At 46.0% G+C, this 19,440-nt stretch carries 19 protein-coding genes and 1 riboswitch; of the genes, 9 read left to right on the top strand and 10 right to left on the bottom strand.

Annotation, left to right across the window (positions count from 1 at the left end; translation table 11 throughout):
* Nucleotides 1–10 precede the first annotated feature (10 nt).
* Nucleotides 11–799, top strand: a complete 789-nt coding sequence (locus ACMXYU_RS16300; protein WP_415899485.1) for a metallophosphoesterase — start codon at nucleotides 11–13, stop codon at nucleotides 797–799.
* A gap of 379 nt (nucleotides 800–1,178) precedes the next feature.
* On the opposite strand, the gene ACMXYU_RS16295 is transcribed toward ACMXYU_RS16300, so the two are convergent.
* From ACMXYU_RS16295 to ACMXYU_RS16285, 3 genes are all read right to left on the bottom strand, one after another.
* A complete protein-coding gene (locus ACMXYU_RS16295; protein WP_415899484.1) occupies nucleotides 1,179–1,652 on the bottom strand; it encodes an MEKHLA domain-containing protein in 474 nt (157 codons plus the stop codon).
* A gap of 94 nt (nucleotides 1,653–1,746) precedes the next feature.
* A complete protein-coding gene (locus tag ACMXYU_RS16290; protein WP_415882808.1) occupies nucleotides 1,747–2,145 on the bottom strand; it encodes a heavy metal-responsive transcriptional regulator in 399 nt (132 codons plus the stop codon).
* A 49-nt stretch (nucleotides 2,146–2,194) separates the two neighbouring features.
* Nucleotides 2,195–2,317, bottom strand: a complete 123-nt coding sequence (locus ACMXYU_RS16285; protein WP_415882807.1) for a hypothetical protein — start codon at nucleotides 2,315–2,317, stop codon at nucleotides 2,195–2,197.
* Between the two features lie 409 nt (nucleotides 2,318–2,726).
* Here ACMXYU_RS16285 and ACMXYU_RS16280 point away from each other — a divergent pair, with 409 nt between their 5' ends.
* The 4 genes from ACMXYU_RS16280 to ACMXYU_RS16265 all read left to right on the top strand — a co-directional run bounded on the left by ACMXYU_RS16280 (nucleotide 2,727) and on the right by ACMXYU_RS16265 (nucleotide 10,332).
* Nucleotides 2,727–5,315 (top strand): DUF748 domain-containing protein, encoded by a 2,589-nt coding sequence (locus ACMXYU_RS16280; protein ID WP_415899483.1) that lies wholly within the window; start codon nucleotides 2,727–2,729, stop codon nucleotides 5,313–5,315.
* 79 nt (nucleotides 5,316–5,394) lie between these two features.
* Nucleotides 5,395–5,469, top strand: a riboswitch (cyclic di-GMP riboswitch).
* A gap of 34 nt (nucleotides 5,470–5,503) precedes the next feature.
* Nucleotides 5,504–5,812, top strand: a complete 309-nt coding sequence (locus ACMXYU_RS16275) for a hypothetical protein (RefSeq protein WP_415899482.1) — start codon at nucleotides 5,504–5,506, stop codon at nucleotides 5,810–5,812.
* Between the two features lie 125 nt (nucleotides 5,813–5,937).
* On the top strand, nucleotides 5,938–9,375 hold the full coding sequence (locus tag ACMXYU_RS16270; protein WP_415899481.1) for a response regulator: 3,438 nt from the start codon (nucleotides 5,938–5,940) through the stop codon (nucleotides 9,373–9,375).
* 15 nt (nucleotides 9,376–9,390) lie between these two features.
* Nucleotides 9,391–10,332 (top strand): diguanylate cyclase domain-containing protein, encoded by a 942-nt coding sequence (locus ACMXYU_RS16265; RefSeq protein WP_415899480.1) that lies wholly within the window; start codon nucleotides 9,391–9,393, stop codon nucleotides 10,330–10,332.
* On the opposite strand, the gene ACMXYU_RS16260 is transcribed toward ACMXYU_RS16265, so the two are convergent.
* The gene (locus tag ACMXYU_RS16260) at nucleotides 10,311–12,770 is read right to left on the bottom strand and encodes an ABC transporter permease (RefSeq protein WP_415899478.1); all 2,460 of its coding nucleotides are present in this window, start codon (nucleotides 12,768–12,770) and stop codon (nucleotides 10,311–10,313) included. The two genes, ACMXYU_RS16265 and ACMXYU_RS16260, sit on opposite strands and share 22 nt — an antisense overlap.
* Nucleotides 12,767–13,456, bottom strand: coding sequence for an ABC transporter ATP-binding protein (locus tag ACMXYU_RS16255; protein ID WP_415899477.1), 690 nt, complete (start codon nucleotides 13,454–13,456; stop codon nucleotides 12,767–12,769). The genes ACMXYU_RS16260 and ACMXYU_RS16255 overlap by 4 nt, the downstream gene beginning before the upstream one ends.
* Here ACMXYU_RS16255 and ACMXYU_RS16250 point away from each other — a divergent pair.
* The gene (locus tag ACMXYU_RS16250) at nucleotides 13,437–14,066 is read left to right on the top strand and encodes an arylesterase (protein WP_415899476.1); all 630 of its coding nucleotides are present in this window, start codon (nucleotides 13,437–13,439) and stop codon (nucleotides 14,064–14,066) included. The two genes, ACMXYU_RS16255 and ACMXYU_RS16250, sit on opposite strands and share 20 nt — an antisense overlap.
* A 6-nt stretch (nucleotides 14,067–14,072) precedes the next feature.
* Here ACMXYU_RS16250 and ACMXYU_RS16245 read toward each other — a convergent pair whose 3' ends face one another.
* Both ACMXYU_RS16245 and ACMXYU_RS16240 read right to left on the bottom strand, forming a co-directional pair.
* Nucleotides 14,073–14,633 carry a DUF4166 domain-containing protein gene (locus ACMXYU_RS16245; protein WP_415899475.1) on the bottom strand — a complete coding sequence of 187 codons (561 nt, stop codon included), beginning with the start codon at nucleotides 14,631–14,633 and terminating at the stop codon, nucleotides 14,073–14,075.
* A gap of 118 nt (nucleotides 14,634–14,751) precedes the next feature.
* Nucleotides 14,752–15,333 (bottom strand): superoxide dismutase, encoded by a 582-nt coding sequence (locus ACMXYU_RS16240; protein WP_415882797.1) that lies wholly within the window; start codon nucleotides 15,331–15,333, stop codon nucleotides 14,752–14,754.
* 307 nt (nucleotides 15,334–15,640) lie between these two features.
* Here ACMXYU_RS16240 and ACMXYU_RS16235 point away from each other — a divergent pair, with 307 nt between their 5' ends.
* Complete coding sequence (locus tag ACMXYU_RS16235; RefSeq protein WP_415886206.1) at nucleotides 15,641–15,925, top strand: hypothetical protein; 285 nt, start codon at nucleotides 15,641–15,643, stop codon at nucleotides 15,923–15,925.
* A 57-nt stretch (nucleotides 15,926–15,982) separates the two neighbouring features.
* Here ACMXYU_RS16235 and cysQ read toward each other — a convergent pair whose 3' ends face one another.
* Nucleotides 15,983–16,819, bottom strand: a complete 837-nt coding sequence (cysQ, locus tag ACMXYU_RS16230; protein WP_415899474.1) for a 3'(2'),5'-bisphosphate nucleotidase CysQ — start codon at nucleotides 16,817–16,819, stop codon at nucleotides 15,983–15,985.
* A 49-nt stretch (nucleotides 16,820–16,868) separates the two neighbouring features.
* Nucleotides 16,869–17,414 carry an ADP compounds hydrolase NudE gene (nudE, locus tag ACMXYU_RS16225; RefSeq protein WP_415899473.1) on the bottom strand — a complete coding sequence of 182 codons (546 nt, stop codon included), beginning with the start codon at nucleotides 17,412–17,414 and terminating at the stop codon, nucleotides 16,869–16,871.
* A 31-nt stretch (nucleotides 17,415–17,445) separates the two neighbouring features.
* Here nudE and yrfG point away from each other — a divergent pair, with 31 nt between their 5' ends.
* Both yrfG and hslR read left to right on the top strand, forming a co-directional pair.
* On the top strand, nucleotides 17,446–18,102 hold the full coding sequence (yrfG, locus tag ACMXYU_RS16220; protein WP_415899472.1) for a GMP/IMP nucleotidase: 657 nt from the start codon (nucleotides 17,446–17,448) through the stop codon (nucleotides 18,100–18,102).
* On the top strand, nucleotides 18,099–18,509 hold the full coding sequence (gene hslR, locus ACMXYU_RS16215) for a ribosome-associated heat shock protein Hsp15 (RefSeq protein WP_415886198.1): 411 nt from the start codon (nucleotides 18,099–18,101) through the stop codon (nucleotides 18,507–18,509). The genes yrfG and hslR overlap by 4 nt, the downstream gene beginning before the upstream one ends.
* Before the next feature lie 54 nt (nucleotides 18,510–18,563).
* Here hslR and ACMXYU_RS16210 read toward each other — a convergent pair whose 3' ends face one another.
* Nucleotides 18,564–19,346 (bottom strand): phosphatase PAP2 family protein, encoded by a 783-nt coding sequence (locus ACMXYU_RS16210; RefSeq protein WP_415899471.1) that lies wholly within the window; start codon nucleotides 19,344–19,346, stop codon nucleotides 18,564–18,566.
* Between the last annotated feature and the right edge of the window lie 94 nt (nucleotides 19,347–19,440).

Raw genomic sequence — 19,440 nt, 5'->3', positions numbered from 1 at the left:
AGGTTAGTTGATGAAGCTATTACCCCTCTCAGATATACATCTAGAAATTATTACTGACGGCGAAGAACTACATATTCCTAATACGACTGTAGATATGATCCTGTTTTTAGGCGATATAGGTATGGGAGAGCAGGGGATATGTTGGGCAATTGAGCAATGTGAGCGCTTGAGTATAAAGGGGCTCTATGTGCCAGGGAATCACGAGTATTACGGCCATGACATAAATCAGCTTGATAAGAGGCTACGAACAGTCGCTGCTGGTACTTTGGTGAGTCTGCTCAATTGTGATGAGTTGATCGTGGGCAACTATCGCTTTTTAGGCTGCACTTTATGGAGTGATTTTTCCGCTTACGGAGATACTTCGAGTAACTTAGCGGTAGTGAAATCTCGTATTAAGGATTATCGAAAAATACATATATCGTCGAGCAATGCAGAAAAACGCTTTTTTACCCCCAAGGATGCGTTAGCAGTTCATCAAGCACATAAAGCTTGGTTGCTTGGAAAATTGGTGGAACCTTTTCACGGCAAAACGGTACTACTGACTCATCATGGAATATCGAGAGAGTGTCAGCATCCGCAATTTGCTGTAGATGAAGTTGCTGGAAGTTATTGGTCTGCACTTGAACCTCTGTTTAAAGGTAAAATAGAGTTGGCTTGTTTTGGACACACTCATGCCAACCTAGATCAACAGTCTAAGGCCGGATTTCGTATGGTTAGTAATCAGATGGGATATCGGCGGCGCTTATCTGATCCGCCTGAATGCTCTGATTTTACATTCAAGAAGGTCATAGATTTATAAAACGAAGGGTTAAATTATATGTAACCTGAAGGAGGCCTTATCGATGTTTATAAATCTTCAGAGGCTTACCGTTACGCTTGCCTAAATTCTCCACTACCCAGAGCTTTCCACAGTTCCCACATCTAAAGGTTGCAGAGTGATTTTCGATATCGGAAGATGCCATAGCTAGTTTTCCGTCTAGCTCCGAAATTTCGTGAATTGAGTTTACTGTATATAAGTCGTTTAGTTTGTCACAACAGTTCATAGGCAATGGATGCTGAGTGGTTTAGAAAAGCGGTGTAATACGCTCCGTTATTACACCCTACATAAACTGTTTCTGTTAGGCGAAGCCGTTCTAGCAAGCGCAGCGTCTAACCACAATCGACTAGCCGCTCAGATGTTACTCCACCAAAGCCCTGCATTTATACAAAACCGCACCTTGCCCCCAGTAAACACCGTTCTCGTCGATAACGTTCCAAACGATCGCCTCTTCAACCATAAAGCGGTTACCTTTAGCTGAGATACGTACGCCTTGGTAATCATCAATAAAGCCATGGTCGGTTACGGCTTTAAGTAAGCGGTTTCGTTCTTCTTGGGTTTGTGGTTCAGCGGTATAGCGTGATGGTAGTTTGATTAGCTCTTCCCATTGGATTTCGAACTGCTCCATACCTTTGGCGTTGGAGTAGTTAAGCAAGGGATCTTCATTAGCATTGTGGGAAAGTACGGGATGAGCTGCGTTATATAGTGCTTGAGCACGTTGATCACTGCTGGTGTCTGATGGAATCAGTGATTTTCCGGTAAGGCGTTCAAAGCTGCTTAATAGTCGCTCTGCTTGTTCTGCGGCGAAGTTGTTCTCGGAGCAAGGTTTGTTCATGGTGTTGGGGTCATCTGTGTCGTATAGATCTTATTGAACACTAATCTTGGGGATTTTTTGCCTTACTCGCAAGTCTCCGTTGTGATGGCGATTTCTAGTGCTTCAAAAAGTCGATAATTGGGCAGTCCGAGACAGTACCTTCCCCGCAGCAACTATTGGAGAGCTGCTCTAATGAGTGCTCGATCTTTTGTAGTTCGCTGATCTTGGTTTTGACTAACGCGATCTTATGTTCGACCTGCTGTTTTACCAGTGCAGAGCTGGTGGTCGGGTCGGTCTGTAGCGACAGGAGCTCGCTAATTTCTTGCAGCGAAAAGCCAAGGTCTTTGCAGCGATGGATAAAGTGTAGACGTTGCAGGATAGTTTCCGGGTAGACCCTATAACCGGAAGGAAGGCGGTCGGGTTCGGGGATAAGGCCGCGCTGTTCGTAATAACGAACGGTTTCTACGCTGATGCCGGATTGTTTTGCGACTTGTCCAATTTTGAGCTGTTTCATAGTTCCTGTTTAACACAGCAACCGAAACAGCTCAAACAGGCTGAGGCGATTACAGAGTAACGCGGCTCAGTGCGATGCTAGCAGGCATAGTGATCCACGCCATAGCGATCAAGTTAATGATGATCCAGGAGAAACCTGAAGAATCGCGGAAGTTTTCGTCATGATCTGCCATCGAAGTCACCCTAATGTCAGGCATGCGGATTTTGATCGATCATTGAAGTCACAGCATTTGACTTCACCTGCTGATGAGCCCTTAAGAGCTTCTGGTTCCAGGTTTATTGCAATCGATTTAAATCGCGCAAAAGTTTATGTGCATAGAACTGTCTTGTCGGAAGCGCTAAGGCTTCAAAAACGTGGGCGATTTTATCAAGAGTAGAAAGTTTTTAATAGCCAGAATAAATCGTCCTTAGGGACTGTAATAGCGTCAAGGTATCATTACAAACTGTAGGGACTTTTCGGTCGGTTTCAATTTTTCACTAAACTTATGCTGTTTTTTGAGTTTCTATCCTAAAGATTCGCTTTCTATTCATGAAACTGGATTATGATAGAGAGGTTATTAGCTCGTCTGGCGAAAAGGGACTATGTTGCGTTTTCTTCTGGTTGTTATCGTTTTGGTTGCTCTGTTACTACATAACTTGCCTCTATTGGTGCGAGATCAGGTGGTGCTGTGGTTACTGAACAATGGTGCGGATAAAGCTCAGTTATCAGCTTTAGAAGTAGAGTGGTTTGAAGGCCGTATCAATATTAAAGGTCTTAAAGCGGAAGCTGCAGAAAAGCCGCCTCTGCAGGTAGATAGTCTCTCGGTTGATCTGGATTATGAGCAGCTTCAGCAAGAACGTATCTTAATTTCTGATCTGAGCCTTGCTGGCATTAATTTAGGTGTTCGTCAGAAAGAGCAGGCACTTTGGCTAGGTCCAATCGATCTGAACCAATTTAAGTCCGAAGAAGTAGAGGTTGAGGAAAAGCCAGAAGAGCCTCCTTCAAATTGGAGCTTTGGTTTAGCGCAGTTAAATCTTCAAGCGATCAACTGGCAAGCAGAGTTAGATGACCAGACGCATAAGCTGCAATTGAAAACAGGACGTATCGCCGACTTCTACCTTTGGGATCAGGATCAGCCGGTTGCCTTGGATCTTGATGGCTCTTTAAACGGTGCGCCAATCGTATTGCAGTCCCAGTCCAAGCCTCTTCCTGAAGAGAAGAGTTCTGAGATCAAAGTTAAGTTAAATAACTTCCCTATCCACAGTGTCACGGCAGTATTTATGCCTGAACTTCGTGGCCATCTGGATATGGATCTCGATCTAAATGTACGCACAAACCTGACTAATCAGTTATTACAGGTAAAACAAAAAGGCAGCGTTAAGTTACGTGGTTTGAAGTTCCGCCAAGATAATATGGCGCTAAAACAAAACTCACTAGCTTGGAAAGGTGATGTTGATTTGGGCGTTTTAGCGGGTGAACTAAAACAGCTAAAAACTGCAGGCCAAATCAAAGTGGCAGGTTTGCAGCTTGATCAAGGCGGGCAAACGGTCAATTTAAAAGGGGCCGATTTGGTCTCTGCAGTCGAGATGGAAGGGCTGCAAAAACTGACCCTTAAGGATCTGGTTTTAAAAGCGGAAGGCATTGCGCTGAATCAAGCGGGGCAGACTATCAATATCAATGGTGTATTGGCGCGCGGTGCTGTGCAGACTGCTGATATGAAAAACTGGCAGGCTAATATCCCTACAGTTGCTCTGCAAAACTTTGCTTTGTCTAAAGGGCAGCAGGAACTGATTAGTCTGGCTACTTTGCGCTTAACTCAGGCACAACTACGAGACGTTAACGATATCAGTCTAGGTAAGCTTGAAACCGAGAAACTCAACGTTCAGGGTAATGGCGGGGTATTTACCCAGTGGGGAGCAATCACGGCCGATGATATTAAGTTTAAACAGCAAAGCGAACTGAGTATTAACTCTGTGCAGTTGAGTGATAGCAAAACGCGGGTGCTGTTGTCATCTAAGCGTCAGTTGACTGATCTGGATTGGTTATTAGCTCAGCTATCTAGCGGTGAGGAAAAGGCTACCACATCAGCGAAAGAAGCCGAGAAACAAGCAAGCAAGCCAATCAGAGTTAAGCTGAACAAACTGCGTGTCAGTGGCAGCAATCCAATCCAAATTGTCGATGGTGGGGTTAAACCTGCTTTTAAAACCAATCTAACAATTCAGCGCCTCGCTTTGAGTAATCTAGATACCGGTTCCAAAGGTAAAACGGCGTTTGATCTGAAGGCTAAAAACAAGTTGTCCACCATTAATGCCAAGGGCGCTATTGAGCTATTTAGTGGTAATTTCGGTGGTCATTGGGATGCCAAAATTAAAGGCCTTGAACTTCCGCAAGTAAGTCCTTACTCGCTTGAATACACCGGTTATTACTTGCAGAGTGGTCAGCTTAGCTTAACCACAAAAGGCACTATTAAAGGTCGTAAACTCAAGGGTGATACCGATATTCGTTTGAACAAACTCGATGTTGAAGCGAGAAATAGTGAGCGTAGTGGCGAGTTTGATCAGAAGGTATCGATGCCTCTAGGAACGGCATTGATGATCCTGCAGGATAACGATGACAATATTGATTTAGAGATCCCAATTGATGGCTCTTTGGATGATCCTCAGTTTGGCTATCAGACCGTAATTAATAAGCTTGCGGGTAAAGGTTTGAAGAGTGCAGCCATGGGTTATCTAACCAAAGCACTACAGCCTTTCGGTACGTTGATTTCGATCGGCAAGATGGTGATGGATGCACAAGAGAAAGGCTCGTTCATTACTCTGCAACCGGTCTACTTCGACGTGGCGGGTGCCACGCTTAATTCTGAATCTTCAGCTTATCTGTCGAAATTGACCCAGATGATGCAGGAACGAAAGGGCATGCGGATGAATATCTGTGGCCTTGCTGTTGCTGAAGACCAGCCAGCTATATGGCAACAGATTTTGGCTGAAAATGCTAAGCGCAAAAAGCCTCTACCCGAGGAACAACTTCAGGCAGAAGTGACACCAAAGCTGCAGCAGTTAGCGCAAGACCGTAGCGATGTTGTGAAAGCTGCGTTGTCGAAAGATGGTATCGATATTGAGCGCCTGTTTAGCTGCTATCCAAAAGTGGATCTGAAACAAAAACTTAAACCGCAGGTAAGTTTAGGATTATAAAAAGCCAAAGGGATCTTTAGCTTTTGCACAAGCCGCCGACAGCTTAGGGTGAACAGGATCTGTTTTTTCGCGGGATTAACTCTCGAAAAGGCAAAACCCAAGCAATTGGGCGACGCAAAGTTACGGGTCCCTATGGGATGGCCGGACCGCCGACGATAAAAACTCTCGCTTCTGCTGAGGTTGTCGTTATGTTGTTTGCAAAACCACTATTCGGCTGTGTCGCAGGGATGGCTCTGGCGCTTGCATCTCATTCAGTGAGTGCAATGGATACTGCGCCCACACATCTACCCACGTCTTTACCTTCTTCAATTTTTACACAATTAGCTGCCCAAGATGATTGGCATTTTGGGCTCAAATCCCCCATCTTTTGCTTTAGTGGCCATTACTTCAGGTCCGTCACTTCTTCTGAACAGGATCAAAACAAGCTAGCCGCTAAACCTAATCGTAAAAGTCGTTTATACCTAGCCTTCTTAATGTTGGCGCGAAATAAAAAGTAGATTTTACAGGGTATAAACTCGTTGGCTGAATTTCGTGCCTTTTGCGCGAAATTCGCCCTTTCTCGCAACGAAATTCTGCAGCTGAACTAAACTCATGCAAGGATCTTTCGATTGCGAGGCGCTGGATGAGACGGCTTAAACAAGCGATATCAGGACGTCTGGGTAAACAGTTTGCGATACAGGTAATTTTATTTAGCTCCTGTTTTACGTTGATCACGACCAGCGTGCAGTTAGCGTTCGACTATCACGCTGATATCAGCCGCATTGAACAGCAATTTGTTGATATAGAAAGATCGCATGTCCCTCCTTTATCCCTTGGCTTATGGTCGATGGATGGCGCCCAGATTGGTGTGCATCTAGAAGGCTTACAGCAGCTGCCAGATATAGAGCATGTAGTGATCAGAGATGAACAAGGTGGCGTATGGGAGTTTGGCGATAAGATCTCTGATAACTCTCGAGAGCATGTTTACCCCCTAGAATTTTTGCGAGTAAACCAAGCCGATCCTATCTATCTTGGTGCGCTGGTAGTAACGGCCAGTATCGATAATGTTTATGAGAGGTTGATCAACCGAGCCAGCGTTATTCTGATTAGTAATGGTGTGAAAACCGCAATAGTTGCGGGTTTTATCATGCTATTGATGTGGTTGCGTGTGACCCGGCACTTAGGGACGGTGACTGAATATGTATCTAGGTGGGAATTAGAGGGCGAGAACAAACCACTGAAACTCTCCAAACCCCAAGATCAAGAAGATCCTGATGAATTTGATGTGGTCGCTGATGCTATCAATCGGATGCAGCAAGGATTAACTAAACAGTTCCATGATCTAAACAGCGCTGAGGCGGAACTTAAGGCCTTGCTTAGAGAGCGAAATCAACTTTTACAAAGCGAGAGGGAATACAAAGGCAAGCTAGAAGAGAAGGTCAAAGAGCGTACTCAAGAGCTGACCTTAAGTCAGCAAGCCCTAGAAAAGAGTCACAGTTACTTGCGCAATATTCTCGAAACTAGCCCGATCGCGGTGAGTGTATATAACCCTGTTGAGCATCAACTGAGTTACTCAAATCAGACCTGCGCCAATATGTTTGGTTTTAGTATCGAGTCTTGGCTACAGCATAATCCTGAAAACAGTTGGCTACATGATGAGGACCGAGAATTCTTTGCTCAAGAATATCGCAAGCATGGCCGCGTCAGCACCACTGAGGTTGAACTAGTGCGTAGGGATGGATCGGTGTTCTGGGCACTATTAACTTGGGAGCGGATCTTCTTTCAGGATGAACGCCAGATCCTGTTCTGGGTGGTAGATATCAGCGGTCAGAAAAAAGCCCAGCAGCAATTGGAGCAGGCCAAAGCTGAAGCCGAAGCGGCCACCAAATCCAAATCTGAATTTCTCGCCAATATGAGTCATGAGATCCGTACGCCGATGAATGCGGTGGTTGGGTTTAGTCATCTTGCTCTGCAAACGGAGCTAACCGATCAGCAGCATGATTACCTAAGAAAAATCCAAATGGCGGGGCATAACTTGCTCCGTGTGATTAACGATATTCTTGATCTGTCTAAGATCGAAGCGGGGCGGATGAGTGTCGAAACCATCGACTTCTCTTTGGACGATGTGCTGGAACATTTATGTGATTTACTGCGTCTTAAAGCTGAGGAAAAAGGCTTAGAGATCCTACTTTTTCACCCTTGGGAGCTTCCGCGTCAACTACGAGGCGATCCCTTACGCTTAGGGCAAGTGCTGACGAATCTTGTGGGCAATGCCATTAAGTTTACCGAGCAAGGCGAGATCTCAATCAAGGTGGAAGAAGTTTCGAGAGAGAGCGGTAAGGTGCGGTTGCAGTTTAGTGTGACTGACTCCGGTATTGGTTTATCTGTAGAGGAACAAGCAAGACTCTTTAAAAGCTTTGGTCAGGCGGATGCATCAACCACCCGTCGATATGGTGGTTCAGGTCTAGGCTTAGTGATCAGTAAACAACTAGTTGAGTTGATGGGTGGTGAAATCACGGTGAGTAGCGAAACGGGCCACGGCTCCTGCTTTGCGTTTACCAGTGAGTTTGAATTGGCTGAAATTGATCTCGCCACCGAAAACCCTGCTAAACGCCTGCAAGGCACCCGTGTTTTGATTGTGGATGACAGCTCTGCATCTCGTGATGTGCTGAGCTCGCTAGTGTGTAACTTCGGTATGTACGGTTATGCCTTAAGTTCGGGAGAAGAAGCGATTGCTGAACTGCAGCGGGTAAGTGACAGTGACGAACCTCCTTATGATCTCCTTCTGATCGATTGGCATATGCCGGGCTTGGACGGCTTTGAATGTGCAAAACAGATCAAAGCGTTGAACCCAAGCCAGCCGGTTCCCGCGGTCGTGATGGTTACCGCGCATCATCGGGAGGGGATTCTTCATCAAGCCTGTGCTGAGGATTTAGACGGCTTCCTGCTCAAGCCTGTGAGTCCATCTTTACTGCTCAGCGCGATAATGAAAGCGTTGAATATCAAAGCTGACCTAGGCGGACGGCAGCCAAAGGTTATTCCAACGCAAGCCGAAGCTGCCAAAGAGTTTAAGCATACCCATGTTTTGTTGGTGGAAGATAACCTGATTAATCAACAGATCGCCACTGAGATGCTTACAGGCTTAGGTCTAGAGGTTAGTGTGGCGGGCAATGGTGTGGAGGCGATAGAGCAAGCGCAAGAAACACCATTTGATTTGGTGTTGATGGATATCCAAATGCCAGTAATGGATGGTCTGGAGGCTACGCAGAGGTTGAGAGAGATTGCGGATTACCAAAGCGTTCCGATTATTGCGATGACCGCCAATGCGATGCAGGAGGATATCGAGCGCACCGAAGCGGTCGGGATGAATGCGCATATCACTAAGCCTATACAGCCGCAGGTGCTATTAGAAACCTTAGCGCAGTGGATCACGCCGAAGATCGTGCATCATTCCTCAACCAGTCCGATACCAACAATCGAGGGCCTTAACTGTGAAGAAGCAGTGGCTCGGGTTAATGGTAATCTTGGCCTCTATCACAAACTCTTAAAGCAGTTTGCCGAGGAGCAGGGTGAAACGTTCACTGAGGTACAGTCTCTTTGGCAGCATCAAAAATTCGTTGAGGCGGCTGATCGGGTACATACCTTTGCTGGGTTAGTGGGGAATTTGGGAGGCACCGAGTTATTTAGTCTTGCTCAGCAATTGGAAGTAGGTTTGCGAGGTGAAAACCCTGAAAGTGAAAAAGAGCGAATTGCTGAATGTCTCGTACAAGCCCAACAGCTCAGCAGTGCCATATCGGCATTTGTTACTTCTGACGTTGCTTTAGGGCCCAAAGAGGCAACTTCGCTACAACCGTCTATAACTAATAAAGGCGATTCCTCTTTTATGGCGGCTTTGGATGAGATTACAGAGCTTCTCAAAGAGGGTAACAGTCGGGCGACCTCTACAGTGTCAGAGTTAATTTATAATAGCCCGGATGATTATAAAACGGAGTTACAGGCACTATTAATCGCCGCGGAAGAATTTGAATTTGAGCAGGCCCTTAAGGAGTTAGAGCAGCTAAGGACTCGTGTTCATAGTTAAGTAAAGGAGTCTCTTGTGGATAAGGTGAAGGGGCATGTACTGGTAGTCGATGATGAAGCGGTTAACTGCAATGTGTTGGTTTCGCTGTTGAGTGATTACAAAGTTATTGTTGCGAAAAGCGGCGCTAAGGCGATTGAACGTGCCCGTGAAAACCCACCTGATCTGATTCTGCTTGATGTTGTTATGCCCGATATGAACGGCTATGAAGTCTGTTCGCAATTAAAAGCTGAAGAACTTACCTGCAATATCCCGATTATTTTTGTCACCGTTAAATCCACTATTGAAGAGGAAACCCAAGGCCTAGAACTTGGGGCGGTGGATTACATATCTAAACCTTTTAGTCCCGCAATCGTTCAAGCGCGAGTAAATAACCATATACAGTTGAAGCAACAGCGTGACATGTTAGAAGCATTGAATGTCACCGATAGTTTGACCGGTATTGCCAATCGTCGGTTGTTTGATCAGGCATTAAATCAGCATTGGCAGGCCTCGATTCGGACTTTTAGTCCTCTCGCGTTGTTAATGATCGATATTGATCACTTTAAACAGTACAACGATCACTATGGTCACCAAGCGGGTGATGATTGCCTGATACAGGTGGCGCAAACCATCGATCAACAGTGTGATCGAGATTTGGATAAAGCATGTCGTTATGGGGGGGAAGAGTTCGCCGTGATCTTGCCCTATACCGATCTGGCGGGCGGGAAGAAAATCGCTGAAAAAATGCTTAGCGCTGTACGTGAACTACAGATCCCGCATGCGCAATCAAGCAGTGCCGAGATCGTTACGGTCAGTATCGGACTGGCTGTGATTGAAGCAGGTCCCAATGCCGAGTTAGAACGTTTGGTAGAAACCGCTGATCAAGCACTGTATACCGCTAAAAAAAGCGGGCGAAATCGCTGTCATTATCAGGATCTGCCCGCTGCTCATTTTGTTCAGCGTGAAGCTAGTGTTTGATAGCTTTGGCTTAAGCTCTGCTGACGATGGCTAAAGTGCCCTATTAGAATAAATAGCCCGCTGCTGAGTATCGGTAATAGACACCAGAGTATCGGATGCAAAACCGGTGATAGATTCAACAATTGCTGGTGGATCGGCCACAAACTTGCCTCGGAAATGATGACTGCCAGTACACCACTGATCCCGCCAATCAATCCCATCTCTAAACGATCAAGTTGTTTACACTGCTTCTGGCTCGCGCCTAAGGTAAGCAGAAGTGCGTTTTCATGACGACGCTGTTCAAGTTCTTGGGTCAGCGTTACATAAAGTAAAACTAAACCTGATGCTGTTGTTAGCAACATCAGTAAGCTTGAGAGCAGGGAGAGCTTGCTCAGTAATGTTTGCAGCTGCGACAGAATCTGCCGAACATCGATCAGGGTCAGAGTCGGGAACTGTTGTAGCAGAGAGCGGCTAACCTCTGCGCTTTTATCACCTAGATAAAAACTGGTTAGATAGCTAGGCGAGTACGGATCCAAGATGTCGGGGCTGAATATATAGTAAAAGTTGGGCTGGAATGAGTCCCATCTTACAGAACGTATACTAGTGATCTCGGCGCTGGCTTCGCGGCCGGCGATATCAAAAGTGACGGTATCGCCGAGTGTTAAGCCCAGTTCAGATGCGAGCTTTTGTTCAATAGAGACGCTTTGTGAGCTGTTCCACTGTCCTGATATCAGCTTGTTATGCGCGGGGAATTGTTCCGTGGCTGTAAGGTTCAACTCACGTTTTAGCGAAGGCTGTTCTAACTGTTCAGGCGTGAGAGCCTCTGCTAAAGGTTGGCCATTAACCTTACTTAATCGACCACGATAGATCGGCCAGAGCTGATTATCGATCTGCTGTGCTGTTAACAAGGTTTCAACTTCAGGTTTCTCCCAGTCTTGAATATTGATTAGGAAATGGTCCGGCGTGTTTTCGGGTAACTGTTCTTGCCAGCGGCTAAGTAGATCATTCAGAGCAACTAAGTTGATGCTCAACAATGCAAATAACAGGCAGATTACCGGTATTTGGATCCGATACCAGCGCTGCTGTTGCTGCATGCGGCTGGCCAACATCTGCCCTAGCGGATGATGCTTAGATAACCTCTGCGAACTCCATTGCGCGATAAAAGCACCGAGCCAACCCAGCAGGCTACCTAGGATAAGCAAGCTTAGAGTAAGACTGAGCGTGAGCCAAAGGCTATTTAAGTAACTGCTAGTAAATAACAGTAAGACAATGAACGCGCAAAGATAGGGCAGCTTGCCACTCCACTTTAGAGGCGAAGGCTGGTTTTGGAATAGCTGTGTTGGCGTGCTTTTCTGTAGCAACAGAAGGTTCGGCAACCCCAGGGTGACAATAATAGCAATGCCTAACGCAGGCCCTGTGAGGTAGGTTGTGAAAACGGCCGTAGGTACTGGTTGAGGTAACAGTTCGTTTAGCAGTTGTAGGCCAGATGCTTCCAATATAACTGCCAGAACAATCCCTACAAGGCTACATAGGAGCCATGCGTACCCTAGCTGCGCAAGGTACATCAGTAACAACTGACGATTACTGACCCCTAAGCTTTTCAACAGGGCAGCGCGTTTACTTTGGCTCTGTGTGAAGCGGCGTAAACTTAGGAAAATCGTCATGGCCGCAATGAGCAAAGCAAACAGCGCGCCTAAACGCAGATAAGACGAAGCTTTCATTAACGCGCTATTTTGTTGGCCCTCTTCGCTTTTAAGTGAAGTGATCTGTTCGCCGGTTTGTTTGTTTTCTTGTAGATAAGTTTCTAGTTTCGCTATTTGCTGAGCATCGCCACTAAACAGCTGACGATAATGTACACGTGAGCCTGGGCCCAAGAGCTCAGTGCTTTGAAGATCCGACTGGTTGATAATGATTTGCGGATTAAAGCTGATAAAGCCGCGCCCACGATCGGGTGACGCCATTACAGTGTGAGTTAAAATAAATTCTGTTGAGCCTAAGGTCAGTTTATCGCCGGGTTCGAGTTTTAAGCGTTCAAATACGCCTTGCTCGGCCCAGGCTTCTCCCTGCTTTGGTAATTCTGTTTGTGTTGGCTGATCTAATGTTATTTGTCCGCGAGGGTAGGGAGCACTCAACGCTCTTACACTGACAAGAACAAAGTTATCACCTTGGTTCGCCATACTGGCGATCTGCGTGACCGAGGTGTGCTCAAGAGCCATCTCTTCAGTCATCGAAAGCGTTTTTTCAGAAAGAGGGCGACTGTTACTCAGAACTAAGTCAGCGCCTAAAAGTGCACTGCCTTGTCTTTCGAGCGTTTGTTCAATCCGTTCGCCTAGTACTGCCATTAGGCTAGCAATAGTAATCGCCAGTAAGAGAGCCAGTAGGAGTGATCGCCACTCACTTAGCTTGATATTACTCCAGCTATGTTGCCCGGCTATTTTCAACAGAGTGGTAAGGTTCATGCGGATAACTCTTGCAGTTCGCCATTATGCAAACGCAATGCTCGACTGCAGCGTTCTGCTAAGAATGAGTCATGGGTAATCAAAATCAGCGTCGTGCCTTGGGCTTTGTTGAGATCAAAAAGCTGCTGGATGATCTGTTCACCGGTATGTTCATCTAAGTTGCCGGTAGGCTCATCAGCAAACAGTAGGGTGGGATTTGTGGCAAAGCTGCGCGCTATCGCCACTCTTTGTTGTTCACCACCTGATAGCTCAGCGGGTTTGTGATTAAGTCGTTCACTCAGGCCTACTTTGCTCAGCCAAATCTCTGCTTCTTCTGCAGCTTCTTTATGATTGCGAATTTGCAGAGGCAGCATGACATTTTGCTGGGCTGTTAGGTCTGGTAGTAGGTGAAACGATTGAAATACAAAGCTGATATGTTGGTTACGAAAATCTGCCCGTTGTTGGTCATTCAGGGTATTGAGATCGGTATTATTCAGTAAAACATGACCAGAACTAGGCTGGTCTAATCCGGCTAGTAGCGATAGCAAGGTCGATTTACCCGTGCCTGAAGGTCCGACGATAGCAACACTTTCTCCCCGATTGATCTCTAGATTGATATCACTGAATAGATCAACGGCTCCTGCTTGAGTCTGAAACTGTTTTGCGAGATGCTGAGCACTAACGACTGTGTCTGTATCAATTGCCATAGGTTCTTCCGTGCGTAAAACGATTGCCTTTCTATTATTCGTATTTCTGACCATTCCGGTTCAAGCGCGTTCCCTAATTGTTTTAGGGGATAGCCTATCTGCTGCCTATCAGATGGATCTAGAACAAGGTTGGGTGCACTTGTTACAGCAGCGTTTAGAACAACAAGGCTATGCGCTTGAAGTGATTAATGCCAGCGTTAGTGGTGATACAACGCAAAATGGCATTGCGCGATTGAATTTGCTGCTGAAACAGACTGAGCCAGAGATTGTGGTTATCGAATTGGGCGGGAATGACGGTTTACGTGGCACGCCGCCGGTTGCGATCCAAAGAAATTTAGGGCGTCTAATCGATATGGCTGAAGGAAATGGAGCTAAGGTTTTGTTGCTTGGTATGCAGCTCCCTCCTAACTACGGTAAAGCCTATACCCAACGTTTTAGCGAAATCTATCCGACGGTGGCTGATAACAAAGACGTGGCTTTAGTGCCTTTCTTTATGGAGCAGGTTGCCCTGTTTCCTGAGCGCATGCAGGATGATGGGATTCATCCTAGTGCGGCTGGTCAGCCTTATCTGCTAGATACGATGTGGCCCTATTTAGAGCCATTATTGTAGTAATCGTTACTTATTTTCGAGTTGGAGATCGGGCTTGAGTAACCCCTGATAGGACACGAGTGAGCCCCGTAATGGCAAAGTAAAACCGACGAAAAATCGGTATCTCCCATCCTCTATCTTTTTGTAAGCAGTGGTTTTAGGTAGCAACCATGTGGGGACGGAAACACCTTTGATCTTAATTTTTAGACAGCGCCAAAACCATCCGCCCTCTTTGATATCAACTGTCAGATGCAATGTTATCGGGCCGGTTTCTTCGATCCAATAACCGTCTGCAATTGAACCCACCGGTTTAAATAGTGAAGTTACTCTCGCTTGGTCGTTGAAACAGCGCCCCCAGTATAAGCCATCAGGCTGATGAGATATGTTCACGGATAATTGATGTTGGCCAGCTGTTGGTAGGCCCATTTTCTTGGCAAGCCTCTGGCCGATTATTCCCGCGAGGCCTGTACCGAATGTTAGATCGACGGAGCCTTTAAGCTCACCACCTTGGATATGCAACTGTTGTAGTTGAGGGTGAAGTTCAGAAAATTTATCTCCGAACCAAGTGGATACAAGCGCAGATTTCATTCATACAGTCCTTTGTTTAGCTATTTCCCGTAACACTTGTTTTAGCCTATCACGATAAATCCTAGGCACAAAAAAGGCCGATACGTTTCCGTATCAGCCTTTTAAAAATTACGGTAACTTATGCAAAGTTAGCGTTTACGAATTCCCAGTTAACTAGCGCCCAGAAACCTTTTAGGTAATCAGGACGAACGTTACGGTAATCGATGTAGTAAGCGTGTTCCCATAGGTCAACAGTTAGCAGTGGAGTCTGACCTTCAGTTAGAGGGCAGCCAGCGTTGCTAGTGTTAACGATATCGATAGAACCGTCAGCGTTTTTAACCAACCAAGTCCAGCTAGAACCGAAGTTGTTAACTGCTTTGTCGTTTAGAGCTTCTTGGAATGCTGCGAAAGAACCCCACTTAGCGTTGATTGCATCAGCAATCGCGCCAGTTGGTTCACCACCACCGTTTGGAGATAGGCAGTTCCAGTAGAACGTGTGGTTCCAGATCTGAGCAGCGTTGTTGAATACGCCGCCAGCAGGAGCAGAAGTGATGATCTCTTCTAGAGTTTTACCTTCGTACTCGGTACCAGGAACTAGGCCATTTAGCTTAACAACGTATGTGTTGTGGTGCTTGCCGTGGTGGAAGTCTAGCGTTTCAGCAGAGATGTGTGGTTCCAGAGCGTCCTTTGCATAAGGTAGCGGCGGAAGTTCAAAGCTCATAAGTGTCACCTTATTCGTGTGTCGTAAAGACTTATTATCAGAGATTACCTGCGTTTCCGTATGCTCACACGATTGGCAGGTAATTATTAATTATCCAAAGCACGGAAATAATAGCACCCAAGAGTGATTATTTCATGGTACAAAAAGTGTGCTTATTTGATGTTCTTTTGTTACGAACTATCTACCTATATTGGTTCATAATTCATTTTTTAAAGGGCTGCGACTAAAGTTTGCTGAAACTGTCATGTTTTAACCCTAGAATGACAGGCCTGTATTTTTATAACTATAAAAAAGTGACTGTTAGACGATGTATAAAGTTTTAATTTGGATCTCTGTGGTATCTCTGGCAATTCTGGTCGTTAAAACTCAGTTTTTAGCGTCTGATACGTTTGTGCCGTTTAAAGAGGACTGCATGAAGTTGGCGGGTGCTACAGAGGAACGCTGTGACTGCTTCTCTAAATATGTACACAAGCACTTTAGCGATAATGAAGTAAAACTGATCCGTGCTAATCAGCTGAGCAACCCGGACTTTAAATTTAAAGTGGAAGAAGTTCTGGCGCGCGCTAATCAGTCTTGTGCGGCTGAAAAATAACTCCTATCTACTCAACTAACTGGGATAGTTAAACTCTATCCCAGTTACTTTTGATCTCTATCCGTTTTGAGAACCGCTCGCTAGATGGTTTCTTAACACTTCTAACGGGAATTGCGGATCACCGCAGGCAAAGAAATACGGATTCTCTAAAGACTCGCGTAAGTTATAGGTGAGGCCTTCGAGTGTTTCGGCGTTGACTAAACGCCCGCCGGCTGCTTCCAGAATGGCTTGAGCTGCTGCCGTATCCCATTCACTGGTGGGATAAAGGCGTGGGTAAAAATCGGCTATACCTTCAGCGATTAGACACATCTTTAGAGAGCTCCCCATCCCTCGATGGCTAATCTGTGAAAACTGTTTGGCTATCGGTAACATCAGGTTTTCGTTGGCTTCTTGGCCATGCCTGCGGCTGGATGCGACGATTAGGTCTTTGCCCAGAGGCCGGCTTCTAATTTGCGCTGGAGCTCGCCCGTCTTCCTGCTTCCAAGCACCAATCTCGTTCCCTCCCCAATAGGCGACGCCGCTAACGGGGACATAGATAATGCCGAAGATAGGGCGGTTGTTTTCGATCAGCGCAATATTGATGGTGAATTCATCGTTACGGTTAATAAACTCTTTGGTTCCGTCCAACGGATCGATACACCAAAATTGCTGCCAAACTTTACGCTGTTGATAGGTTAATTCAGTGTCTTCTTCGCTCAGTTGCGGGATCTCGGGTGTTAGATCACTGAGGCCTGCCTGAATCACCTGATGCGCAGCGAGATCAGCAGCCGTAACTGGTGAGTGGTCTTCTTTAGCCGCAATCGAAAAATCATCGCGCTGATAAACTTTTAAGATCTCAGCGCTGGCTTGCTGACAAATGCAGAGTAATGCTGAAGCTAAGTCGTGTTGGTTCATTATCTTACGGCCTTTTTGTTATTGGGTGTTGGCAGTATGAATGATGGTTCTACTTACGATTGAGGAAATCTCTGGCCATATAGAGCGCTGCAATCGCTCTACCTTCGGTAAAGTCATCGCTGGCTACCAGTTGTTCTATTTCGGCTAGCGGCCAACTGACAACTTCCATCTCCTCTGGTTCATCGCCTTGTAAACGACAAGGATAGAGATCTCTGGCGACGACCGCTGTAATGCTATGCCCCATATAGTTGGGTGCTGATGTCATTACTTTTAGCGTATTTAACTGGTTGCTACCAAATCCTGCTTCCTCTTTAAGCTCTCGGTCTGCAGCGATATGAGCGTCTTCACCGGGATCAATCAGGCCTTTAGGTAGCGTCAGCGTGTAATCCTCAATACCTGCAGCGTACTCTTTGATCAGCAGTACTTCATTGTCTTCGGTCACAGGAATGATCATTACTGCACCGTTACCTCGATTGGCTAAGCGCTCATAAGTGCGTTCGGCACCATTAGAAAAGCGAAGTTCAACCTGCTCGACTTTAAATAAGCGTGTTTGTGCGGCAGTTGTAACCTTCAAAATCTCGGGTTTAACCGGCATACTGAGGTTTCCTCTTTACTTGGCCTGAAAAATGTTTGATTGGCAGAATATAGATACCGTCTTACTGGATATGGACGGCACCCTTCTTGATCTACACTTTGATACCTATTTTTGGCTAGAACATCTACCCCTGCGATATGCGCAGATCCACAAAATGGATCAAGATGAAGCTCGTAGTTGGTTGCATGAGCGTATCATAGAGCAGCAAGGAACTCTTAATTGGTATTGTTTGGATTATTGGACGCGTGAACTGAATGTGCCCATTACTGAACTGAAGTCTGAGATTGCCGACAAAATCGCTTTTCGACCTCATGTGCAGGACTTCCTAGCTACCTTAAAAGAGCAGGGAATTCGCACGGTTATTGTGACGAATGCTCATTGGGGAAGCTTGTCTCTTAAAATTGAAAAAACCGCTATCAACGAGCTTGTGGATGATGTTATCTGCTCTCATGACTTTGGATTGCCCAAAGAAGATCTCACTTTTTGGGATCGTCTGCAGCAAGTAGAGCCTTTTGATAAGTCCCGTACCTTGCTGGTGGATGATAGCTTTGCTGTACTTAACAGTGCTCGGGAATATGGTATTAAGTATTTATTGTCGATCTACCAACCTGATAGCCAGCAGCCTAAAAGAGAAATAGATGACTATAGTGCTATAGAGCACTTTGATGAGATTACCCCCAAGAAATGACAGATACAGAAGTAAAAGTTCGACTTGATAAATGGCTTTGGGCCGCTCGTTTTTATAAAACCCGCGCTGTTGCCAAACAGATGATCGATGGCGGTAAAGTGCACTACAACGGCCAACGTACCAAATGTAGCCGACACGTTGAGATCGGCGCTGTCTTAGAAATTCGTCAGGGTTTCGATGAGAAAGAGATCGTAGTGGTTGAGCTCTCGGATAAGCGTCGTGGTGCGCCCGAAGCACAAAAGCTCTACAAAGAGACTGAAGCCAGCATTAAAAAGCGAGAAGAGCATGCAGCTCAGCGCAAGGCGATGGGTAGTAGCTTGAATCCGCGCAATCGACCGAATAAGAAAGAGCGTCGTCAGATTCGATCATTTAAAGATGGTGAGCGCGGTATCTTTGATAAAGGTTGAATGCTAACCGCATTGCTCATTTGTTTTTTGAACAATGCGGTTTGATAAGCCTGTTTAAGGCTTGAGAATCGGAAGTTGATTTAGCAAAGGTATCTTTGAGAATAGCCGTATTAATGGCAGCAGAAGTTTATGAGCCTTGCTGGTAGCTATATGCATAATTGGCGTGCAGAAAGCCCAGCTCAGGGTAATCATCGCTGAGAATGCCCCGCCGACTAAATTGTCGCTCGCCCAATGGGCTCCACCCACAACGCGTGGAAGCATAAATAGCACGGCTAAAAACAGAGCTGATAGAGATAGCCAGCTACGTGCATTTAGCATCATAAAACCTGCCCAAGTTAGCACGACGGTAGCGTGGTCCCCAGGGAAGGTGGATGTTGCACTGTCTTTGGCCGGAATATCCGGTACGATCTGACTAAATCGATATGCAGGCTCCAGCAATAAGGTTGGGCTTTTACCACTTAGCTCCGCAGCCTTAGTGAAATTAGCCACCCCTTCTCTGACAAAGAACATCAAAACAAGTAGTAGAACAAACCCAATGATCGCTTGCTGCAGGCGGTCACGTTTTATTCCGAACCCAGGGAAGGTCAGACTCACCAGCATGATCGTCAGAGGGATAAGATCCATAATGCGGACATTGGCCCACGCCCAAAAGCGGGTCCAACCATTATCTTCAGACAGTGTGCCATTCAGCATAAAAAATAGGTTTTGGTCGATGCTGCGCCAGAAAGCAAAGCCTGTTTCTGTCACGAAGAAGCCAAACCAAGCAAACGCAAATAGATGCCCAAGGAAAAGCGCTTTTAGATTCCAAGTCTGCCTGAAAACGGTGATATCGTTCATACTGCAAATACTGTCCCGAATTGTTAGACAGATATGATAAAATACCTGTATTGACTTGGGTACCTGTCTGGACCCTCTTATTTTCCACTTATAA

Source organism: Neptuniibacter sp. QD48_11 (assembly GCF_047778095.1).
Classification (GTDB): domain Bacteria; phylum Pseudomonadota; class Gammaproteobacteria; order Pseudomonadales; family Balneatricaceae; genus Neptuniibacter.
The sequence above is the reverse complement of the archived record's forward strand: the minus strand, read 5'-3'. Positions and strand labels throughout refer to the sequence as shown.